The organism is Nitrincola iocasae (assembly GCF_008727795.1).
In the GTDB taxonomy this organism is placed as follows: domain Bacteria; phylum Pseudomonadota; class Gammaproteobacteria; order Pseudomonadales; family Balneatricaceae; genus Nitrincola; species Nitrincola iocasae.
On record NZ_CP044222.1, the window covers coordinates 1668791 to 1689809 of the forward strand.

Here is a 21019-nt window from a genome sequence, read left to right on the forward strand (position 1 = left end):
TCTCTTACAAGTTGTTATTTGGAGATGAGTTATGTCTGTTGACTGGTCCATCATCCCACAGTTTTTACCGCAATTATTCAATGGCGCCAAGATGACTATCTACATCACCCTGGTGGGTTTAGTAGGTGGCATGATCATAGGTATTCTCGCTGGCTTGATGAGAGCCTATGGTAGTCGTTTAGTTAACTTTATCGCGTTGGTGTATATCGAGGTGATCCGAGGTACTCCTATCGTTGTTCAGGTCATGTTTTTGTATTTTGCACTTCCAGTGTTGGCGAGTGTGCGTATTGATCCACTGAGTGCTGCCATAATTGCCATCATCATTAATGCTGGTGCTTATATTGCGGAAATTGTGCGTGGTTCGTTGCAATCTATAAGTCCAGGACTTCGTGAGGCTGGCTTAGCAATGGGATTGCCTCGTTGGAAAGTGCTTGCACTGATCGTTGGTCCTTTAGCATTTCGTCGAATGATTCCACCGTTGGGCAATCAGTTTATTGTGAGCCTCAAAGATACCTCACTGTTTATCGTCATTGGTGTGGGTGAGCTAACGCGTACTGGCCAGGAGATCATGGCATCTAACTTTAGAGCAGTGGAAATATGGACGGCTGTTGCCGTGATTTATCTGATACTGACAGGTGTATTAACTCTCATGCTGCGGGTGATTGAAAAGAGGATGAGAATCCTATGAGCATCATTGAATTCAGACAGGTGTCCAAGCATTTTGGTGACTTAAAAGTGTTGGATAAAGTTGATCTCAATATCAATCAAGGTGAAGTAGTTGTACTGATTGGTCCTTCTGGCTCTGGCAAGTCCACTTTGTTACGTTGTATCAATGGCCTTGAAATGATAACCGGTGGTGATTTGGTCGTTGATGGTATCAGTGTGTTGTCAGGCAATGTTAACTTGCGGGAAATTCGACAAGAAGCCGGTATGGTATTTCAGCAGTTTAACCTTTTCCCTCAATTGACAGCTGAAGACAATGTGGCCTTTGGGCCACGCCATGTACGTGGCTTGAGTCGTTCCGAATCACTAAAGATTTCCCATGAACTACTAGAAAAAGTCGGCTTGGCCGATAAGAAAAAACACCTGCCTGCAGAGCTCTCAGGCGGACAGCAACAGCGAGTAGCTATTGCTCGTGCGCTGGCAATTAAACCCAAGGTGATGCTTTTTGATGAACCTACCTCAGCACTCGATCCAGAGCTTCGCCAGGAAGTGCTTAGCGTTATGCAGCGTTTAGCTGAAGAAGGTATGACGATGGTGGTGGTTACCCATGAAATGTCATTTGCGCGACAAGTCGGTTCACGTCTTATTTTTATGGAAAACGGCAAAATAGCCGTTGATGGAAAACCGCAAGAAATGCTCATTAACCCCTCGAACCCCCGATTACAGGATTTTCTCAAACATGTTGAATAGTGATTCGACTATCTCCTGGATGCACACTTCCGGCACACCTGAAGAAATTGGTTATGCCTTAGGTTGTTATGGACGTGATGCCGTTCATGGTCCTTTGCAAGATACGCAGTTATGGAAGGACATCACTGACAAGCGGCATTATGTTCGGGTCACACAACTCATGGAGGCAACACGTCAATTCTTTCCACAGCAATGGTCCGAGTTAGAAGGTTTGGCCGAAGGGCTGGACCTTCCGTTTGAGCAGGTGTTTGCATGGAATAGCCGGGGAGATCTGCTGATGGATACTGCTGATGGTTGTACATCAGTCATGCTACCTGGTCCGAACATAACTCTGGCACATAATGAAGACGGTTTGCCGTGTTTGAAAGGCTACTGTTTTGTAGCAGAGGTTCATCCACAGGACGGTATTCCTTTTTTTGCCTTCTGCTATCCAGGCTCTATACCGGGTCATACCTTCTCGCATTTACAAGATGGACGTACGTTAACTGTCAATAATTTGAGGCTTCAGGGCCAAGGCTCAGATATTCCGCGTATGGTGCTATCTCGTTCACTGTTGAGTTGTGCGACCTTCCCCGATATGCTTGATATGCTTGAAAAGTATCCACCTTGTGGAGGATTTCATTTTAGTATTGTGGATGCAAAAACGGGTAGGTTAGTGAGTGTTGAAACTGGTGCCGGTGTAACACGTAAACGTCAAGTGTCTAGGCCTCAAGTACATGCGAATCATGCACTCTTTCATCCCAGCCTGACTGTGCAACATATTACCAACTCGTCGCATGATCGACAGTTACGAGGCCAGGCTTTATTAGCATTAGGTATAGATGACCCATTGCAGATACTTCGCGATCAGTGTCAGGATGGTCTGCCTGTCTACCGTGAAGATAAAGACGATCCTGATAACGAAAATACCTTAGCAACCGTCGTATTCAGTTTTTCAAAACAAGCCATAACTTGGAGTATATACAGTGATCGCCAAGGTGCCCCAGCCTTCAGTTCACAAACACAATACGACACCGCCTCAATCAATAGAGGCGTTGCGTCAACTTTCAGTTGATATTGGTAAGGGATCTTCCTCAATTCATCTTGGCCGTAAGGCAAAACAAGTTCTGGCTCGTATGTTGGAGCTGAGAGGGGATAAAGCTCTTTTGTCCATATCCAGCTTATCGCAGCGGTTAGAGGTGAATCCATCCACTGTCTCGCGTCTTGCACGGGCTTTGGGTTACCGCAGTTTTGGAGAGTTACAAAATGTGTTACTCAGTGAAAGTTTTGTGCCAGCGGGGTCTTTTTATACCCAGCACGCTCAAGCCGCACTATCGGCTGATGTGTCTGAGTTATCACAGCAAACCACGCGTTTGTGCCGTGAGCAGCAAGCCAATATAGAACGTATGATTGAGTCATTTGATCAACCTGTATTTGAGGCAGCTGTGTCGCGGCTGGCCACTGCTGGGCGTATTCGTGTACATGGCGCACGTCAGTTTTATGCTTTTTCTGGCTTTTTGGCCTATGGGTTAGGCATGCTACGTGCCGATGTATCGTTGTTAGAACCATCGCTGCAGGGTGTGGCAGAAGGTCTGGCATCCATGGAAAAAGACGACTTGCTGATTGTGGCGAGTTGTGAGCCTTATACCAAAAGTGTTGTTCGTGTTGCACAAGCGGCGCATGAGGCAGGGATTAACGTGCTTGCCGTGACCGACCGACCAAGCTCTCCGTTGGTTGCCAGTTCATCTCTGGCGCTTTTTGTGCCGCATGAAACCTGTTTTATCTCTAATAGCATGGTCGGTTTTTTTAGTCTTGCTGAATGTTTAATCAATAGTTGTGCATCACAGCTAGGTGATTTAGCCCACCAGGCTTTGCAACAGCGCGATGCTTTTATTCGTGCACTAAAGATAGAGCTCTAATGCTAAGTGCGCTGGTTTAATATTTCTGAGGGTTGGGATCGTTGCGGTTCGTCTGAACTAATCAATGCGGAACCGGTCAATGGTAAAAGACTTTTCAGTGCGGTAGTGGTTCTATCTGCATGCGAATATCGGGGTGTTGGCTCTGAATAGGGCTCTTTCGCTGGAGTTGTTTGCCGTGTAGCATTTAAAATGCATCTGGCGAAAACGAGTACAATCTGGGTCAGCATGCCAAGACTACCAGAAGAAGTGGTACGGCAATGCTTTGAAAAGGAAGCAAGCAATGAGAAAAATCGGATATATATTGATCGGTATAGCGGTAATCACCATCGCGGCAGCTTTGCATTATGCTTTGCCGCAGGTCGATGTGGTGCGTATTGTCGGAACCGATGTAAAACGTGTAGATACCAAAGAAGCTGCAACAGTTGAAGGCTCTGATGTAGCCGTTCGTACGACTGATGTTTATTTCATCCTTACTGAAACATCGGATGGAAAGCCCCGGAACTACCGCAACGAGGATGCTTTTATTTACGGAAAATTCGACAGTTCCAATTTGCATACCCGTGCTCGATCAATTGCCCAAAATGAGGATAATCTCGTTGCTGTTCGCCATTACGGCTGGCGTTTGCCACTCTTTTCGATGTTTGCTAATGCGGTGAAAGTCTGGGAAGTCGAGCCAGGTTATCGTCACCTGCCGATCTTCAATATCCTTTTCTTGACCCTTCTGGCTGGAGGGATTGGTTATGCTGTTTGGAAGATACGCAGTTTTAGACAACAGCTTTCTGATCGTCACGACGCCCGTGAGGCTGAGCGGGCAGAAGAAAATAGAGAACAACAGCAGGATGACGAAAGACAGCGCGCGCGTGATGAATTCCTGTCTGATCGAGACAATTGAGGATGGCCTTAATGGCCGTATCCTCATCGACTTTTAGCCTTCCCAAAACGGACCTTCTGAGAAGGAAGTATCTTTGCAAACTTCTAAATATGATCATGCATTAAGTACCGGAATCTTAACCCTCGAAATTGAAGACGATGATTCCTTATTTCCGGATGAGCTCTTCCAGATTGCTGAGCGGGAAAATCCTAAAAGGGCTTTTCTTTTCGTCTCCACGCTGCTGGGTCGTCATATTCCGGCTTCACCATCGTTACATAGAACGGCTTTGAACGCGCTTGCCGACAGGGCGATTCCACACCTGGGGTCAGGGTCTGTTTTAGTAATGAGTTATGCTGAAACTGCAGTGGGTCTGGGTCTTGGTGTCTTTGACGCTTTGTGCCGGAATTGTCCGGAGCTGTCGATAGGGTTTCTTCCAACGACGCGCTTTTCTCCGGATGGGGTTGTCCCTTGGATAAATGCTCGCGAGGATCACTCCCATGCGGTTGAGCACATGATCCTGCCACCACGGAAAGGCGTTCTGCCGGAGACCGATGAGGCCACTCTGGTGCTTGTGGATGACGAAACCACAACAGGAAACACCTTTAAGGGCCTGGCCCAGGAGCTTTACCTATCGGGTGTCGCTTTCAATCGGGTCGTTCTGGTGACGTTGACAGACTGGTCGGATAACCAGAGTATTGCGGCTGTCGGTGCGGCTCTTCCTAATGCCTCGGTAAGTGCCGTCTCGCTTCTTTCTGGGCGTTACACCTGGACACCTTCATCAGGCACGACACCCCATCCGCTTCCTCCTGGCTGTCCTCCTGTATGCCCTTTCTGGAGTCCCAATCTTGACGTACCTTTTGGGGTGCCAAGATCCGGTCTAAACTCCGAAGACTTTGCGCGAGACATTCAGGCATGGTCTGAATATGTCGATGTTGAAATTCTGCCTCTACTCGCGCCGGCGGCCAGAGTTTTGGTTATCGGAACCGGTGAGCATGTCTGGTATCCTTTTCTTGCCGCAGAGATTATTTCTGAACAGGGCCATGAGACTCGTTTTATTTCGACAACTCGGTCACCGGTTCTGCCTGGAACTGTGATTCAAAAGCAGATAAGTTTCCCTGACCATTACGGACTTGGAATTACGATGTATCTCAATAATGTCGATCCGGATAGGTGGGATGAAATAATACTGTTTACAGAAACGGATCTAGGCGGTATTCCAGAGGCGTTGAGGTCTGCGTTGGGCCGATGCTGGATCGTCGACGGTTCTCTGAAAGTGACTTCCCTGAATAAGGAGACGCTTATATGATCAATTCAGGAAGTCGCGAACTCAACTTGGGCAATGTTGAGCATCGTCCCGTTCTTTTTACAGATCTTGACGATACCTTGTTTCAGACAGCGCGCAAGATAGCAGAACCGGTGTGTGAATCGCGTCTCGCCGCTGTGGCCACTAACGGCCATCATTCCTATATGACCGAGTCACAGGCTGCGATGACGCAATGGCTTCTGGCGTCCACCCAGATGATTCCTGTCACGGCCCGTTCAACGGAAGCCCTCTCGCGATGCCGGATACCTTTCACAAGTTGGAAAGTGGCAGCCAATGGCGCCGTTATTCTTGACTCGGAGGGTCGGGTTGATTCTGACTGGTCGACGCATATCGGACAACTTTCTAACTCATTCCGTCACACGCTGGAAGCCCTTGACGCAGCAACCCTTTCACACAATGCAGAGGGTCGGTTTCGTCACTGGATTGTTCGTGAAGAAAATCGTCCAGTCTATTTTTGCGTCAAGTCGAACGGCGATGAAGCCTGGCTCGACGATCTGATTGAACCGCTTGAATCGTTGGCGGGGAAGGACTTTCTGCACCACCGCAATGGCAACAATATGAGTTTCACGCCTCGGTGTATTTCGAAGATGGCGGCTGTTGCGTTTATTATTGAAAAAAATCCGGATATTCAGGACAGAATAGTCCTTGGAATGGGTGATAGTCTGACGGACTTAGCCTTTATGGGCTTGACTCAAATGATGATGATTCCGCCGGGTTCGCAGATAGACACAGCCATCAGAAAGGACTGATCATGAAGTGCGATGCACCTAAGACCATCCGTCACAGCTATGACCCCGAAGATGTCACCTTCTTGTTGACACCTGTCGAGATCACGCCTACGGATGTCAAGGAAAAAGAGTATTTGCTGCAATCTGGGCGTGTGCACTATTCAGAGATGATTTCGGAAGAGCGACGTCCCGACGCGCGCTACATGCAGATATACGAAAATTCACTGGATCGCCATCTTTCACGTATTGCCTTGGACATTGTCCGGATCGGGTTGAAAATCAAGTCAGAAATTGACCAAGGGGCTCTTGCCCCAAGGCTCTCGCTTTGCTCTTTAGTACGAGCGGGTGTACCATATGGAGTACTTTTGCGCCGCGTATTGGTCAAGCTGAATGTCAACGTTGTACATTACGGGGTCTCAATTATTCGGGACCGCGGACTTGATCCAGTCGCGATGGATTATGTTCGGAAAGATCGGCCAGAGGCTGATATTCTTTTCGTGGATGGCTGGACAGGGAAGGGAGCAATTTCCGGCGAGTTAAAAAAAGCCTGGCGGGAAATTTCAGGTCAAGATCCTCGTCTTGTGGTGCTGGCAGATCCCTCCGGACATGCTTGGCTGTCGGGTTCGCATGAGGACTGGTTGATACCGAGTGGCATTCTTGGGGCCAATATTTCCGGGCTAATCAGTCGCTCTATTCTGAAATCAGGTCTTTTGCAACCCGGTGAGTTTCATGGCGCAATGACGGTCGATCATTTAGCTGATATGGACCGTTCACAGGATTTTATCGATAGAGTGACAGGTATGTTTGATACAGTGCTAGAGACGGCGCTACCCGCGGAACAATCCATCGAAGGTGCCCAGCATCTACGCGAACGAGCGGCTTCATGTGTTGACATGATTGCCAATCGTTATGCGGTCGAAAATCTCAACAGAATCAAACCTGGTATTGCTGAAGCGACACGTGCGGTTCTGCGAAGACGGCCCCGTATTGTCTTTCTGCGTGATGCGAAAGATCCGGATCTTGAAGCCCTTGTTCACCTATGTAGACAAGACGGGATTGAAATGGAAGTCAGTGCGCAGGTGACCGGCCCTTACCGTGCCATCACGCTTATCGAGAAGGTCTCCTGAATGCATCATTTTGACGCCTATTCACTTGGGGCAACTCTCTACATGCCTGTTTTGCATCCGAATGTTGCTGATATCCTGCATGGTCGGGTGCCCACTCCAGTTTCTTCGATCGTTCTTTGCCTCGAAGACGCGCTTGCAGAAGGAGATGTTCCCGATGGTCTTAATCGTCTCGATGATTTAATCAGTAACCTTCCTGAGCACTTACCGGTGCGGACTTTTCTGCGTCCTCGTAATCTTGATATGGCGCGAGACCTTTGCTTTCGCGCTGCAGACACTGGAATAGAGGGTATTGTTGCGCCTAAAGTCACACCAGAAACGCTCTATGACTGGCTAGATATGACACGGGATGCAGGCCTTTCCGTTATGCCAACGTTGGAAAGTGCCTCTTTCTTTGATCCAAGCCGAATCTGTGCCATCCGAGATATTCTCGATGATCACTCCGATGATGCGACTCGAATTGCAGCAATTCGGTTGGGTGGAAACGACCTTCTCTCGACGCTGGCTTTGCGGCGAGAACGGGGAATTACTTCCTGGGAAGGACCGCTTGGATGGATCCTTTCAATGGCATCCAGTATTCTGATTTCCTCAGGCTATCCCGTGGCCGCACCGGTATATGATGTCATTGATGATCTGGACACATTACAGCGAGAGGTCGAGCGAGATGTTGCCGCTGGCTTTATTTCCAAAACCATTATTCATCCTGCCCAGGCCTCTGTAGTGAATGAAGCTTTTCGTGTGACGCGTGGGGATATGGAGCAAGCACGGGCTGTGCTCGATTGCCAGGCGCGTGCCGTTTTTCAGCTAGGTGGCGTCATGTGTGAACCGGCTACGCATCGTGCCTGGGCAAATAGAATAGTTGCTCGGGGAGAAATCTTCGGTATTTCCGGAGTCTCTTCTAAATTATCTCAGATGCCTTGCAACAATCATCAGCACAGACTGTCAAAAAATACCAAGGGAGTAGGTTGAGGGACGGGGTTTTACTCAACCAGGATTAAGAGTTTTATTGCGTTCAAGGGGCTATATTTGTACGTTCGAATTGTAGCTATAATCGAAAATCAAACACACACACTCAAGGAGAGATACCACAATGGCAATTTCACTAAATAAGGGTCAGACAATTTCGCTGGCCAAAAATGGTAGTTCTGGTTTGAGCAAGGTATTCATGGGTCTGGGATGGGACCCGATCCAGAAGAAAAAAGGTGGCTTACTGGCGAGTCTCTTCGGTGGAGGTGGAGGAGATATTGATCTCGATGCCAGTGTGATCATGCTGGATGCCAACAAGTCGGCTATCGACACTGTCAGCTTTGCTCAGCTCAAGTCGAAGGATGGCGCTATTCGCCACGGTGGCGACAATCTAACGGGTGAGGGCGAAGGTGATGACGAGGTGATCTATGTGGATCTGACCCAGCTTCCCGCAGCCGTCTCCCACTTAGTATTCACCGTCAACAGCTTTCGCGGACAGACTTTTAACGAAGTGGAAAATGCTTTTAGTCGTCTGGTAGACGAAACAAAGAATGAAGAACTATGCCGTTACACTCTGACAGATCAGGGTACGCATACTGGCGTCATCATGGCGTCTATGACAAAGACTGCTGACGGCTGGACAATGACGGCGCATGGTAAGCCTTGCACGGGGCGCACTGTTAAGGATTTGGCACAAGATGCCATTTCGGTCATTTAACTGAAAGGGGCTTTAAAGAAGGCCTTTCAATACTTGGGAGAAACAATATGTCGATGAATTGGTTAAAGGAAAATATCGCTAAGGCGCGGGCGAACCTTACTGCAGAGGTGTCAAAGTTCAAAAACAAGGACTTTATGGAAGCTGTGGTCAGTGGTTGTGCTCTTGTCGCCGCGGCTGATGGTAGCGTCGATGCATCCGAAAAACAAAAAATGGCTGGGTTCCTGGAGCGATCTGATGAGTTGAAGCATTTCGACATTCGTCAGGTTATCGAAGTGTTCAACAAATCGGTTGGAGATTTCGAATTTGATCAAGCGATTGGCAAGGCAAATGCCCTAAAAGCGATCGGCAAGGTACGTGGCAAAGATGATCAGGCGCGCGTCCTGGTTCGCGTCGTCTGTGCTATCGGAGCCGCTGACGGAGATTTTGACGAGGACGAAAAAGCTGTTGTGCGTGAAATTGCACAGGAACTCGGGCTTAACCCCGCGGAATTCGATCTCTGATAACTTTTTAGTAACACTTAAAGACAATGACCCTAGCCGTTTGATTTGAATTTATGGAAAACACCATGCATGAACTTGCGACCTATCAACTGACTATTATTGCCCTTGGCGCTATTGCTTTTGGCATTTGGTTGCTTATCAAAGGCGGTGACTGGACAGTTGACAACGCAGTAACGGTCGCCAGTAAATCGGGACTGTCAAAACTTTTCATTGCCGCCACGGTTATCGCTTTTGGTACCTCGGCTCCCGAGCTATTCACTTCGATCAACGCCAACCTGTCAGGCTTTGCCGGAATTTCCGTCGGCAATGTGGTCGGATCCAATATCGCTAACATCGTTATGGTTGTTGCGATCAGTGCAATGATTGCCCCGGTAGTTTTCAGCCGGTCTGAGGTTCGGATAGATACAATCGTCATGCTTGTCGCTACGGCTGGTATGGTAGCGGCGATTCTCGCTGGTATTCTGCCAACCTGGGGTGGCATTGTCATGGTGATCGCGCTCGTTGCTTATGTATTTTATCAATACAAGGCCAGCAAGCTTGATGTCGAGGAAGTCGAGGAGCACGATGCGGGAGGGCGCTTTCCCGGATTGATGCTTGTTGTGGGTATCGCGACCTTGATCATTGGCTCGGAAATCCTGGTTCAAGGCGCTGTTGCGGGTGGGCTCGCACTTGGCGTTCCAGAGGCTGTGATCGGCATGACTGTTATTGCCTTTGGTACTTCTTTGCCTGAGCTTACCGCTTGTGTTGCCGCCGCCAGGAAGGGTCAAAGCGACGTGATTATCGGTGGTATTGTAGGTAGTAATATCTTCAATATCTTCTCGGTTATGGCGATTTCTGCAATTGCGAAACCGCTGTTGATTGAACAACGTTTTGCCTCTTTCGATATGTATGCAGTTGTTGGCGTCACCCTGGTTTTTGCGGTATTCCTGTTCTTTGTAGGAAAGATCGGGCGCATTGCGGGCGGGATTATGGCTGCATGTTATGTTGCTTTCATCATCGCCCAATATACGGTTGCGGACAGCTTCGTTGCCGTTATTCCCTGAAGCATTTCTAAAATAATTGACTGAAAGGAGACACGTAAATGGCACTATCTCTTTCCAAAGGTGGAAATATTTCCCTTTCCAAGACCGATCCAGGTCTCAAAAAAATTCTGATTGGGCTCGGCTGGGATGAGCGGGCTACATCTGGTAAGGATTTTGATCTCGACGCATCCGTGTTCATGGTAACTGCTGATAATAAGGTACGTGGTGAAGCGGACTTCATTTTTTACGGGCAGCTCAAATCCGCCGATGGTTCTGTGGTTCACACGGGTGATAACCGGACAGGTGAGGGCGACGGTGATGATGAAGCAATCGAGGTCGATCTTGAAAAAGTGCCGGCTGATATTCAGAAGCTTGTCGTTACTGTGACAATTCATGAGGCCGACAGCCGCCAGCAAAACTTCGGTATGGTTCAGAATGCCTTCATCCGTGTTGCTAATAATGAAGTTGGCAACGAAATCGTCCGCTATGATCTAACCGAGGATTACTCCACGGAGACGGCAATGGAGTTCGGTGAAGTTTATCGCCACAATGGGGAATGGAAATTCCGGGCGGTTGGGCAAGGCTATTCTGGTGGGTTGATGGCTATGTGCCAGCGCTACGGCATTAATGCTTCAGCATAATTAACAGGCCGGTGCTGCTAGTCCGAGTCGGACTTCAATTCAATAGACAATTCAAATTTGAAAAAGGAGCCTTTCATGGCTGTTTCACTTTCCAAGGGCGGTAACGTCTCTCTCAGCAAAGAGGCCCCAGGTCTCAGTAATGTCATAGTAGGTCTCGGTTGGGATCCTCGTGCAACTGATGGTAAGGAGTTTGACCTTGATGCATCAGTATTTATTTGCGGCGAAGATGGCAAGGTCCGTAGCGACGTAGACTTTATCTTCTATAACAATAAAGTTGGTGCCGATGGTGCGGTTGAACATCAGGGTGACAATAAGACAGGTGAAGGCGAGGGCGATGATGAGCAGATCAAAATCGACCTTTCCAAGGTTCAGGCTGACGTTAAAAAGTTGGCTTTCGCCGTCACGATCCATGAGGCCGATAGCCGTCAGCAAAATTTTGGCATGGTCTCCAATGCTTTCATGCGTGTCGTGAATTCTGCGGATGGTAAGGAGCTTGCACGCTATGATCTCAGCGAGGACTACTCCACCGAGACCGCGATGATCTTTGGCGAGGTCTACCGTCATGGTGACGAATGGAAGTTCAAGGCTGTGGGTCAAGGCTTCGGGGGTGGACTCGGTCCGCTTGCCAGTTCCTTCGGTGTGAATGTCGGTTGAACGAACATCAGGGGTCCGCAATGCGGGCCCTTTTTTAATCTGCGTGGAGGCAGAAGTCTGATATGACGGAACTTACAACGGGCGCCAATGCGCCTCTTCCGGAGACTGATTTTGGGGTGATGATCACGCTACCATCTGGGGCAGATATCGATGTAACTGCATTGTTAATTTATCCCGAGGGTAAAGTACGCGGTGACGGTGATATGGTTTTCTACGGCCAATTGGAAAGCCCTGGAGGTGCGGTGCGACTCACGCAGGGGGTGACACCCCGCTTCGACTTTTTTCTGAATCGTGTACCCTCAGATGTCGAGAAGATCGTTTTGACTGCAACGGCCGAAACTGGAAAAACCTTTGGACAACTCGGGGATATCACTCTCGAAGGTGGCGGTCACCGACTTGTTGTTGCAGGCCAGGGTCGCAGTGAGGCCGCCCTTATTCTTGCAGAAGTTTATAAACGAAACGGTCAGTGGAAGATCCGTAATGTTGGCCAAGGGTTCAACGGTGGTCTTGCTCAACTCGCCACTCATTTTGGTGTGGAAATTGCTGAGGAATCACCCTCTACGTCTAGCCCTCCGCAGCCAGTCCCTCAGCCCGCTAAGTCTTCAAGCGTCAACCTGTCGAAAGTCTCTTTGACCAAACAGGATAAAGCTATTTCCCTGAAGAAGGAGAGCGGCAAATTCGGTAAGATCCGAATCAACCTGAACTGGAATCAGGGAACGCCTAAGAAGAGCTTTTTCGGGATATCCAAAGGTGGAATCGATCTTGACCTGGGTGCTTTCGTTGAAATTCGTGATGGGACCCGTGGTGTGATTCAGGCTCTGGGTAACACATTCGGGAACTTTGATCGAGAACCTTTTGTGAAACTGATGGGTGACGATCGTACCGGCTCGGTGTCGGATGGTGAATGGCTTGAGATCAATGGCGATCATTGGCATGAAATTCAGCGTGTGTTGATCTATGCGTTCATTTATGAAGGTGTCGCGAACTGGCAGGAAACTGATGGCGTCGTGCGTGTCCTTGTACCGGATCAACCGGAAATCGAAATTCGTATGAATGAATACGGCTCTAAGCAAGGTACCTGTGCCGTTGTTGAATTGATCAATGAAGGCGGTGCAGTGCGTGTTGAACGAAAAGTAGAATTTTTCGCGGGACAGAAAAAAATGGATGAAGCTTACGGTTGGGGATTTCGTTGGAGTGCTGGACGAAAATAGATCAATCGGAGCCAACCGCAGTGTAGTTAGGAAGCTGCGGTTAAGTTTCTGAGGTGAGATAATCTGAGCCAATAGAGATTAGCATGACTATGCCATTACAGAGTTTCCTATAAATGTCTGAAATGTAAGTTCTTTTGCTGGGCATCGCTGTGCATTATCAATTCCCTGAGCTCCGCGTCCAGACTCATAAGCTTTCGAAGCTCGGAACGACTCAGTGTATAGAGGCGAGAGGGAGTTTGTGCCACCACTGACAGGTCTGGATTACCATCGCCTAAGAGTGCAGATTCGCCGAAGGAGTCGCCAGCGATCAGCGTACTGAGGCGATGCTCCTCGCCGCTACTGCGGTGCTCAAGACGCACGTTGCCGCGACTGACAATAAATAGCCTGTTGTTGTGAGTACCCTGGCGAATCAGGTATTCGTGTTTTTCAAGTGTGATCACCTCACACTTTTGTGCAATCAGTTGGATCAACCTTGGAGGCAGGTTTGCAAAAAGAGGCACACGGGCTAAAAGCAGCTCAGGATCATCTTTGAGTTTCTGGATCGGCTGTCCACGCAGAGAGTTGAGACGACGGTCCACATCGGCCTCGATATCCTCTGCCTGGCCTTTGGGAATAGTCCCCAGTCGAGCCTGTTCGCGTGTCGTTTCTAGCTCCGCCAGCAGCACTATGCGTTTTCCTAACCGCTCCTGGGTTAGTAAAGCAATCTCTGGAAAGTCATTGTTAAGGCGATACAGCTTGTTTACGGCCAGCGTGTTCCAGTCACGATACTGCTGCAGTACTTGGTGAACGATCTCAGGCGGGGTGGATTCAAGACCCATGATACGCTCTAAGGAATGGATGATATGGTTGCTGCCTTGGAAATGCCCCCAGGCTGTTTCGTAGTAATGGCCAATATGAGAGACGCGCAGTCGCTCCACAATACCACGGAGCAGAGTCTTATTATCCAGCAGTCGGAATAACCAGTGCTCTATGTATTCATAGCGATGATGGTTGTTCACCCTATGAAAGCCGTTTTCGTAGCGGAGAGTGTCTGTTTGTAGCTCAAGGATTGCCAGCAAACGTCGAGCGGTCGATTCACTGAGGTGGCCCCGGTCGTACATGTCAATGTAATACGCTTTCTCCTCGGCAAGGGCTCGCAGGAAAAAAAGATTGAGTTCCTCATCCTGTGTGAGCTGCTGCAAACGCAATTGGTCAATTTGCTCTTTAGCGAGAGTGATAGCCTGGTGGCTGTTCAGGCTGAGACGATGGGCCACCCGACTTGAAAAGAGGCCGCCTTTCTGCAGTTCAGGCATGCGCTGCAGGGCGCGTTGGTGCGTTAGCATGTTGCGCTCAATCAATGCGAGTTGATCAACCATTGGCGGTAGATCCAACTTCATCATGCGCATGGCCGGTTTAATCGTTAGACCCTGTACCAGCAGGGTAAACAGGACGGCCCCGGTTACCAGCGCAATGAACAAATCCTTGAATGGATATTCGGGCAAGCTGAGCACGATGGCTAATGCAATTGCCCCACGCAGTCCACCCCAGAACATAATGAAACGGTATCCGGCTCCAATCGGTTCCACTTTGAATAGACGGCTTACCAGGGGTAAGAGTGCGAAGACTACCAGCGCACGAGAGACCAACATGGCCAGAATAACCCAAAGCACTAAGTCCCAGACTGAGGCCAGTTCCAATAAATTGACTTGCAAACCTAGCAGCAAAAACAGCAATGAATTGGCACCGAATGCCAGTGTTCCCCAAAATTGCTCAAGGTAAGCGCGCACCGAGCTGGCAATTCGCAGGCGCCCCCATGTCCCTATAGTAAGGCCCGCTCCAAGTGTAGCCATGATGCCACTCACATGCAGCAGTTCTTCGGCGATCAAAAAAGAGAGGTATGCCAGTACACTGGTTAGACCAATATCGAGGATTGGATCGGAGTCGAACCAGCCAATAAGCTGGCTGGTCAGGTATCCAGCTATGATGCCGAATAAAAGACCGCCTGCACACAGGATGAAAAAATACATGATGCCATTACTGACTGCCTGGCCGGAAAGTACACCAGCAGCCAACACACCGATTAGAATTTTTGACAGTACAAGTGCGGTCGCATCATTGAACAGGCTTTCACCTTCGATCAATATTGAGAGCCGTCCTGGTGCGCCGATTCGCCGGAATAGTGCTATAACAGCGACGGGATCAGTGGCGCTCAGTATGGCACCGAGCAGTAAGGCCGCAATCAGATCAATATCAAGGGCCAGCCAAACGATAACACCGATTAGTCCCGTCGATAAAAGCAAGCCGGGTATTGCCAGAGTCATTATTAGCACTGAGTTATGCCGCAACTGGTTAACATTCAGGCCGTAGCTGGATTCGAAAATCAGCGCAGGCAGAAATACAAACAGAATCAGGTCTGGTGAGATACTAAAGGCAGCTTCCGCCTTCGCTAACAAAGGAACGCTGTTACTCAATGAACTGATCACGATACCGATCAAGACCAAAAGTACCGTAAATGGCAGGCGAGTTCGGCGTGAAATTTGGTAGACGCTCAGTGCAATTAAGAGCAGGGTGAATATGATGCCGACCAGTTCAACAACGGGAGATAGCGAGTCCAATACATGTACCCTCGAATATAGCTTTAGGCAAAGTCAAAACAGGCTGCCGATTATCATAGGTACATACACAACTAACATAAGTACAGCCGTTAATACGAGTAGATAGGGCACTATAGCCTTAGTTATCTGTTCAAGTGGTAGTTGCGTCACTGATGATGCTACATACAAGTTGATGGCTACCGGGGGGGTGATCATCCCTATTGCCAGTCCGACGACGATAATTAAACCGAAATGGATCGGATCAATACCAATTTGCGTGACCAGCGGTAGCAAAACGGGTGTTAGAATGATTAATGCACTGGCTGTTTCAATAAATACACCGGTTAAAAGAATGACTAAAACTACCAAAAACATAATCATGTAAGTGTTAGTTGAATAGGATAAAACAGTATTTGCCAGAGCGCTGGGCACTTGCCAACTTGAAAGTGTCCAGCTCAGAACGGCTGACATCGCAATTACAAGCATTATAACCGATGTCGTCATCGCGGATCGCATTAGAATATGGTACATCTGCCGTAAATTCAGGTCTCGATAGATAAAAAATGAAACGATTAAGGCATAATTCACAGCAACAACAGCCGCTTCACTAGGTGTGAAAATACCTGAAAAAATTCCTCCTAATATTATAACTGGAGTCATTAATCCCCAGCTGGCGCTTTTCAGCGTCCGCATAATAGTTGTTAAGGACAAGGGTGTGCCTTTAGGGTAGTTACGCTGATAAGCCTGAATGAGGGCGATCGCCATCAAACCTAAACCCATGACTAATCCGGGTATAAAGCCACTCATAAAGAGTTTAGCGACTGATTCCTGCGCGATCACAGCATAGATGATCATTGGAACAGAGGGGGGGATCACGACACCTATTGTACCGCTGGCAGCAATCAGGCTTGCTGCTGCAGCGGGGTCATAGCCTTTACGTTTAAGTTCTGGGACTAGCGTAGAGCTGACAGCAGCGGTTGTTGCAGCGCCAGAACCTGAAATGGCAGCAAAAAACATGCCGGCCAGCACCGATACTATGGCTAAGCCGCCTTTCAAAAAGCCTAATAGCGAGTCGGCAAAATTGACAAGCTTCTCACTGATCTTTCCCTGGGCCATCAGGTCGCCTGTCAAAATGAACATAGGAATAGCGACTAATGCAAATGAGTTGATACCCTGAAACATTTGCTGTGTCACCACCATTAACGGGACACCTTGTAAATGTAACGCAACCAGAGTGCTCGCTCCGATAGCAAGTGCAATCGGTATCCCTATGATCATGAATACGAAAAACAACACAAAGAGTATCGCTGTCATAGTGAAGACTCATTTGGTTTGGCTGATTTAGGGTTGGTTATCAATTCTAGAAGATCAATGACAGCGTAAAGCAGCATTAATGAAGCGCTAATGGGCATAACCGCATAGATATACAGCATTGACCAGCGCAGTGAGGGTGATTTTTGAAAACTCTGAACCTGCATATACTGGTAGCCAATCAATATCAGCGAAACCATAAACGCCAGGATAATGATACATGCAACGATTTTAGTGAACCTGGCTAACGTCTGTGGTAATGCGTCGACAACAAGGTTGACCGCAATGTGCCGCCCCCGTTGAAAGGCTAATGTGGCGCCTAAAAACGTAATCCAGATCAGTAAGAACCGTGCAATTTCTTCTGTCCAGGGTACCGCATTGAAAAAAACGCGTGAAATGATCTGCAGAGTAATGACGCCAATCAAGGCAAGCATGCCCAACACAACTATGGGTTGAAGAAGGGCGTCAATACGCTGCTCGATCTTTTGAAGTAATGCGATCACTTACTTTAGAGCCTGCTGAATGCGTTCCAGGTATTCACCAAACTGGTCACCATATTTTTCATACACGGGTACAATAGCTTGTTGAAAAGCAGCGATATCAGGTTCTTCAACAATCGCAACACCTGCTGCTCTTAGGTCTTCGAGTTGTTTAGCTTCCATATCGGCGTTAACTTGACGCTCGTGAGCGGCAGCTTCTCTAGCGGCTTGTACAAGAACTGTTTGAGCCTCTTCAGGTAAACGGTTCCAGCTACCCATACCCATCACAAAAATAGCAGGTGCATAGGTATGGCGTGATAAGGTCATGTGTGACTGGGTTTCATTGAGCTTAAATGAATGGATGACATTAACAGGGTTCTCTTGGCCGTCAATTGTGCCCTGTTGCATGGCTGTTAGCGCTTCGGTCCATGCCATGGGCACAGCATTGGCACCTAGCTCACGAAACGTATCGGTGTACACAGGGTTCTCCATGACGCGGATCCGTAATCCTTCAATGTCATAAGGTGATTGAACCGGTCGCACACTATTGGTCAGGTTTCGGAAGCCTCGTTCAGCATACGCCAGACCTTTTAAGTTAACCTCTGATAGTTTGTCTAACAGATCCTGACCAATGGGCCCATCCAAAACATCATAAGCTTGTTGTGGGCTGGAGAAGAGAAAAGGTAATTCAAAAACAGCCATTTCTTCAACAAAGTTAGCCACCGGACCGTTCGTGATCACACCCATATCGACTGTGCCAATTTGCATACCTTCAAGAAGGGTACGTTCGTCACCTAAAGATGCATTAGGAAAAATTTCAATGGTGACTTTACCGTCAGTTCTTTCGCTGACCAGCTCCTGAAATTTAACCGCAGCAATATGAAAGCCATCTTGCTCATTGACAACATGGGCAAGGCGTAATGATACGGGGTTCATGGACTCAAGAGTTGCAGCTATCGCGCTTGAAACTGTCGTTGTTGCAGCTAAAGCAACACTAAGGAACACTCGATTTATTGTTTTCATAGATTTATCCTTATGTTTAACAGTGGCTTAATGCTAGTTAGTATGTGTAATGTCAGCGTCGAAGAGTAGAACGCTCAGTACAGAAAAGCAATGCTTTAAATGCTATATACTCTCTTGTGCACTTATTAAACCAGGTGTATGAATAGAGACACCATTTTATATAGCCTCGACTCATGAGGAAGGATATACGGTGAAAAGGTTAGTCTGGATATGCAGGTTGTATATTCAAAGATATATCGAAAGCATATCCGTTTTTAAAAGCAATAAAACCCCGGTCATTCACTTGCCTAAGATTAATTGAAGGCCTCAGTCTGATAACTATTGCAGTTGCTAAGATCCAGACGTTTGACCAAAGATTTTTTTGCAATGTCTCTTAGTGCTGTTCGTAATCCTTCCTCCAATACCGGATGATAAAATGGCATGGCAAGTAGGTCATGCGCAGTCAGGTTGCGGCTAATGGCCAGTGCCAGCAAATGTGCCATATGCTCAGCTGCTGGGCTACACATCTCAGCGCCCAGTAGACGAGCATCATCGGCAGTGGCGTAAATACGCAACACCCCCTTATTCCGCTGAGCTGTCAATGCGCGCCCTTGTGACGCGAAGTCGACGCGGCCGATAAGACAATCATCGGTATTGAGCTCGGCATAGCGCTGACCGATTGCAGCAATACCTGGATCTGAAAATACAATGGATAAGGGAGTCCGTCGTTGAAAGCAGGTGGGCTCTTTGGCCATGGCATTCATGCCAGCTATAAAGCCCTCATCAGCCGCTTCGTGAAGAAGGCTGACGTCGGCGTTCATATCACCGGCTATGAAAACAGGCAGGTTTGCAATCTGCATGGTGGTACGATTGAAGGGGGGCATGCCACGCGAATTCAGTGAAACGCCTAGCGTGTCAAGTCCCAGGTTTTCAAGGTTCGGTTTGCGCCCAATTGCGGCGAGCACCTGATCAACTTCTATATCAACTGATCCGGCTTGAATGCGAACACCCTTAGTTGTGTTGGATAATTCGACTTCATGCCCGGTGTGAATCTCAAATTCTTCATCCAGTGATTTGCGCAGCGTTGTTGCAACAACCGGGTCTGAGACACCTGCAATTTGGTCGTTTATGCCAAAGGCATGAACTTCAACGCCTAAGCGAGCGAGCGCTTGAGCCATCTCGACGCCAATAGCACCCAGGCCGATCACCGCCATGCGTTTGGGTAGTGTTTCCAGCTCAAAAAACGTATCAGTGGTGAGCAGGCGATTCCCCAGCGCTTGCCAGGGTCCGGGTACTACTGGGCTAGATCCGGTGGCCAGAATGATACGCTGGGCGTGGAAAATTTCGTCACCTACTTGCACCTGGTTGGGTCCCAGTAAGTGAGCATGTCCTGCAAGGCTGCGTTCACCTAGTTCCTTGGTTGATTTAAGTACTCCGCCAACAAAACGGTCACGCAGTTCACGCACGCGGCGCATGACCGCCGGAATATCGATTTCCAGATGCTCACTACCCCGAATGCCAAACGCCTCGGCTTTTTTGCGAGCATGAAAAGCGTTGGCTGCCTCGATCAGTGCTTTTGACGGCATACAGCCAACCCGCGCGCAGGTAGTACCGTAAGGCCCGTCATTGATCAATATAAAACGATCAGTTTGTTTGCTTACCTGTCGAACGGCGGCTAACCCAGCCGATCCGGCTCCGATGATAATGACATCCTGTTTCCTTGCGGTCATACAAACTCATTCCTTTTTAAAGAGGATAAATGCTTATTTATCGTTGTCTTCATATTCATTTTTAGCTTTTTCCCAGGCATTACTCATTGAGCTGTAGGCATCTGAAAATCCTGCTTTCATTTGATCCCAGGCACTATCGGTACTGTTTTTTAAACCGCCATACCATTCTGACAGTTTGTTTCGTTGTTCCCGCAGTGCTCGCATGTTGTCACGCGTTGTTTGACGTGCTTCGTCACTCATTTCGTCCCAGTTGTTATCGATACGTCTTTGGAGCACATCTATTCGTTGGTCAAGCGATTCAAGCATTTGCTCAGTCGCGTTAACCGCTTCGTCACGCTGTTCTACTGAATATTGTTGGAGTGTTTCGATTAACTCCCTGGTTTCTGTTTGTATATCCTGAGTAGTAACTTCATGGTTACTTTCATTAGCTCCAGTTTGTGCATAGATGACTGGTGTGAAGCATATGGCTGTAACGATGAGTATTGCAAATAGTGAATGTTTTTTCATATGGCATTATTCCTTTTTATTGAGTGAATGGAGGTGTTCTATCCGTTTTATAAATTATTTAAAATGTGAACTGGCTGATTTAACAGCGTTGCTTAATGAGTCCCAAGCACTGTCAATTCCGATAGTGAGATCTTTCCAGGCACTATCACTGGCTTCGCGTAACTCATTAAGCTTACGATCCGCTTTTTGCTGCATTAAGCGTAGTTCATTAATCTGTTTTTGGTATTCAAGCTGAGCATCGGCCTCGGCAGAGTTGGCCTTGGCTTTTAGTTTGTCGATTTCCGCGCTCCACTCATCTAGCTGAGACTGCAGCTTTTTTTCATAAGCTTCTTTTGTGCTCATTTTAG

General features: G+C 48.2%; 22 protein-coding genes. 15 read left to right on the forward strand and 7 right to left on the reverse strand.

The window, feature by feature from the left end; translation table 11 throughout:
- Positions 1-31: 31 nt before the first annotated feature.
- From glnP to F5I99_RS07780, 15 genes are all read left to right on the forward strand, one after another.
- On the forward strand, positions 32-688 hold the full coding sequence (glnP, locus tag F5I99_RS07710; protein ID WP_151054706.1) for a glutamine ABC transporter permease GlnP: 657 nt from the start codon (positions 32-34) through the stop codon (positions 686-688).
- Positions 685-1413 carry a glutamine ABC transporter ATP-binding protein GlnQ gene (gene glnQ, locus F5I99_RS07715; protein ID WP_151054708.1) on the forward strand — a complete coding sequence of 243 codons (729 nt, stop codon included), beginning with the start codon at positions 685-687 and terminating at the stop codon, positions 1411-1413. The genes glnP and glnQ overlap by 4 nt, the downstream gene beginning before the upstream one ends.
- Positions 1403-2467, forward strand: coding sequence for a C45 family autoproteolytic acyltransferase/hydolase (locus tag F5I99_RS07720; protein ID WP_191905979.1), 1065 nt, complete (start codon positions 1403-1405; stop codon positions 2465-2467). The genes glnQ and F5I99_RS07720 overlap by 11 nt, the downstream gene beginning before the upstream one ends.
- Positions 2468-2591: 124 nt before the next feature.
- Positions 2592-3311 carry a MurR/RpiR family transcriptional regulator gene (locus F5I99_RS07725; RefSeq protein WP_225307590.1) on the forward strand — a complete coding sequence of 240 codons (720 nt, stop codon included), beginning with the start codon at positions 2592-2594 and terminating at the stop codon, positions 3309-3311.
- Positions 3312-3591: 280 nt separating this feature from the next.
- On the forward strand, positions 3592-4203 hold the full coding sequence (locus F5I99_RS07730; RefSeq protein ID WP_151054714.1) for a DUF1523 family protein: 612 nt from the start codon (positions 3592-3594) through the stop codon (positions 4201-4203).
- A gap of 73 nt (positions 4204-4276) precedes the next feature.
- Positions 4277-5488, forward strand: a complete 1212-nt coding sequence (locus tag F5I99_RS07735; RefSeq protein WP_151054716.1) for a phosphoribosyltransferase domain-containing protein — start codon at positions 4277-4279, stop codon at positions 5486-5488.
- Positions 5485-6255, forward strand: coding sequence for an HAD family hydrolase (locus tag F5I99_RS07740; RefSeq protein ID WP_151054718.1), 771 nt, complete (start codon positions 5485-5487; stop codon positions 6253-6255). The genes F5I99_RS07735 and F5I99_RS07740 overlap by 4 nt, the downstream gene beginning before the upstream one ends.
- 2 nt (positions 6256-6257) lie before the next feature.
- Positions 6258-7361: a cysteine protease StiP domain-containing protein gene (locus tag F5I99_RS07745; RefSeq protein WP_151054720.1), complete on the forward strand. Its 1104-nt coding sequence runs from the start codon at positions 6258-6260 to the stop codon at positions 7359-7361.
- Entirely contained in the window at positions 7362-8327 is a 966-nt protein-coding gene (locus F5I99_RS07750; protein WP_151054721.1) for an HpcH/HpaI aldolase/citrate lyase family protein, read from the forward strand. It begins immediately after the preceding gene.
- 121 nt (positions 8328-8448) lie between these two features.
- Complete coding sequence (locus F5I99_RS07755) at positions 8449-9042, forward strand: TerD family protein (RefSeq protein WP_151054723.1); 594 nt, start codon at positions 8449-8451, stop codon at positions 9040-9042.
- 47 nt (positions 9043-9089) lie between these two features.
- Positions 9090-9542, forward strand: a complete 453-nt coding sequence (locus tag F5I99_RS07760) for a tellurite resistance TerB family protein (RefSeq protein WP_151054725.1) — start codon at positions 9090-9092, stop codon at positions 9540-9542.
- 65 nt (positions 9543-9607) lie between these two features.
- On the forward strand, positions 9608-10585 hold the full coding sequence (locus tag F5I99_RS07765) for a calcium/sodium antiporter (RefSeq protein WP_151054727.1): 978 nt from the start codon (positions 9608-9610) through the stop codon (positions 10583-10585).
- 38 nt (positions 10586-10623) lie between these two features.
- Positions 10624-11205 carry a TerD family protein gene (locus F5I99_RS07770; protein ID WP_151054729.1) on the forward strand — a complete coding sequence of 194 codons (582 nt, stop codon included), beginning with the start codon at positions 10624-10626 and terminating at the stop codon, positions 11203-11205.
- A 75-nt stretch (positions 11206-11280) separates the two neighbouring features.
- Positions 11281-11859, forward strand: coding sequence for a TerD family protein (locus F5I99_RS07775; protein ID WP_151054731.1), 579 nt, complete (start codon positions 11281-11283; stop codon positions 11857-11859).
- A gap of 62 nt (positions 11860-11921) precedes the next feature.
- Positions 11922-13070 (forward strand): TerD family protein, encoded by a 1149-nt coding sequence (locus F5I99_RS07780; RefSeq protein ID WP_151054733.1) that lies wholly within the window; start codon positions 11922-11924, stop codon positions 13068-13070.
- 107 nt (positions 13071-13177) lie between these two features.
- Here F5I99_RS07780 and F5I99_RS07785 read toward each other — a convergent pair whose 3' ends face one another.
- The 7 genes from F5I99_RS07785 to F5I99_RS07815 form a co-directional block, all read right to left on the reverse strand.
- The gene (locus tag F5I99_RS07785) at positions 13178-15664 is read right to left on the reverse strand and encodes a cation:proton antiporter (RefSeq protein ID WP_151054735.1); all 2487 of its coding nucleotides are present in this window, start codon (positions 15662-15664) and stop codon (positions 13178-13180) included.
- Between the two features lie 33 nt (positions 15665-15697).
- The gene (locus F5I99_RS07790; protein WP_151054737.1) at positions 15698-16957 is read right to left on the reverse strand and encodes a TRAP transporter large permease; all 1260 of its coding nucleotides are present in this window, start codon (positions 16955-16957) and stop codon (positions 15698-15700) included.
- The gene (locus F5I99_RS07795) at positions 16954-17457 is read right to left on the reverse strand and encodes a TRAP transporter small permease (RefSeq protein ID WP_225307591.1); all 504 of its coding nucleotides are present in this window, start codon (positions 17455-17457) and stop codon (positions 16954-16956) included. The genes F5I99_RS07790 and F5I99_RS07795 overlap by 4 nt, the downstream gene beginning before the upstream one ends.
- Positions 17458-18456 carry a TRAP transporter substrate-binding protein gene (locus F5I99_RS07800; RefSeq protein ID WP_151054739.1) on the reverse strand — a complete coding sequence of 333 codons (999 nt, stop codon included), beginning with the start codon at positions 18454-18456 and terminating at the stop codon, positions 17458-17460.
- A 293-nt stretch (positions 18457-18749) separates the two neighbouring features.
- A complete protein-coding gene (locus tag F5I99_RS07805) occupies positions 18750-20165 on the reverse strand; it encodes a dihydrolipoyl dehydrogenase (protein ID WP_151054741.1) in 1416 nt (471 codons plus the stop codon).
- Positions 20166-20198: 33 nt separating this feature from the next.
- The gene (locus tag F5I99_RS07810) at positions 20199-20672 is read right to left on the reverse strand and encodes a sll1863 family stress response protein (RefSeq protein ID WP_151054743.1); all 474 of its coding nucleotides are present in this window, start codon (positions 20670-20672) and stop codon (positions 20199-20201) included.
- A 54-nt stretch (positions 20673-20726) separates the two neighbouring features.
- Entirely contained in the window at positions 20727-21014 is a 288-nt protein-coding gene (locus F5I99_RS07815; RefSeq protein WP_151054745.1) for a sll1863 family stress response protein, read from the reverse strand.
- Positions 21015-21019: the final 5 nt, after the last annotated feature.

Bases quoted from the DNA above. Each gene is read 5' to 3' on its own strand.
- glnP (WP_151054706.1), top strand. From the start codon at position 32: ATGTCTGTTGACTGGTCCATCATCCCACAGTTTTTACCGCAATTATTC.
- glnQ (WP_151054708.1), top strand. From the start codon at position 685: ATGAGCATCATTGAATTCAGACAGGTGTCCAAGCATTTTGGTGACTTA.
- F5I99_RS07720 (WP_191905979.1), top strand. From the start codon at position 1,403: ATGTTGAATAGTGATTCGACTATCTCCTGGATGCACACTTCCGGCACA.
- F5I99_RS07730 (WP_151054714.1), top strand. From the start codon at position 3,592: ATGAGAAAAATCGGATATATATTGATCGGTATAGCGGTAATCACCATC.
- F5I99_RS07740 (WP_151054718.1), top strand. From the start codon at position 5,485: ATGATCAATTCAGGAAGTCGCGAACTCAACTTGGGCAATGTTGAGCAT.
- F5I99_RS07745 (WP_151054720.1), top strand. From the start codon at position 6,258: ATGAAGTGCGATGCACCTAAGACCATCCGTCACAGCTATGACCCCGAA.
- F5I99_RS07750 (WP_151054721.1), top strand. From the start codon at position 7,362: ATGCATCATTTTGACGCCTATTCACTTGGGGCAACTCTCTACATGCCT.
- F5I99_RS07755 (WP_151054723.1), top strand. From the start codon at position 8,449: ATGGCAATTTCACTAAATAAGGGTCAGACAATTTCGCTGGCCAAAAAT.
- F5I99_RS07760 (WP_151054725.1), top strand. From the start codon at position 9,090: ATGTCGATGAATTGGTTAAAGGAAAATATCGCTAAGGCGCGGGCGAAC.
- F5I99_RS07765 (WP_151054727.1), top strand. From the start codon at position 9,608: ATGCATGAACTTGCGACCTATCAACTGACTATTATTGCCCTTGGCGCT.
- F5I99_RS07770 (WP_151054729.1), top strand. From the start codon at position 10,624: ATGGCACTATCTCTTTCCAAAGGTGGAAATATTTCCCTTTCCAAGACC.
- F5I99_RS07775 (WP_151054731.1), top strand. From the start codon at position 11,281: ATGGCTGTTTCACTTTCCAAGGGCGGTAACGTCTCTCTCAGCAAAGAG.
- F5I99_RS07780 (WP_151054733.1), top strand. From the start codon at position 11,922: ATGACGGAACTTACAACGGGCGCCAATGCGCCTCTTCCGGAGACTGAT.
- F5I99_RS07790 (WP_151054737.1), bottom strand. From the start codon at position 16,957: ATGACAGCGATACTCTTTGTGTTGTTTTTCGTATTCATGATCATAGGG.
- F5I99_RS07800 (WP_151054739.1), bottom strand. From the start codon at position 18,456: ATGAAAACAATAAATCGAGTGTTCCTTAGTGTTGCTTTAGCTGCAACA.
- F5I99_RS07805 (WP_151054741.1), bottom strand. From the start codon at position 20,165: ATGACCGCAAGGAAACAGGATGTCATTATCATCGGAGCCGGATCGGCT.
- F5I99_RS07810 (WP_151054743.1), bottom strand. From the start codon at position 20,672: ATGAAAAAACATTCACTATTTGCAATACTCATCGTTACAGCCATATGC.
- F5I99_RS07815 (WP_151054745.1), bottom strand. From the start codon at position 21,014: ATGAGCACAAAAGAAGCTTATGAAAAAAAGCTGCAGTCTCAGCTAGAT.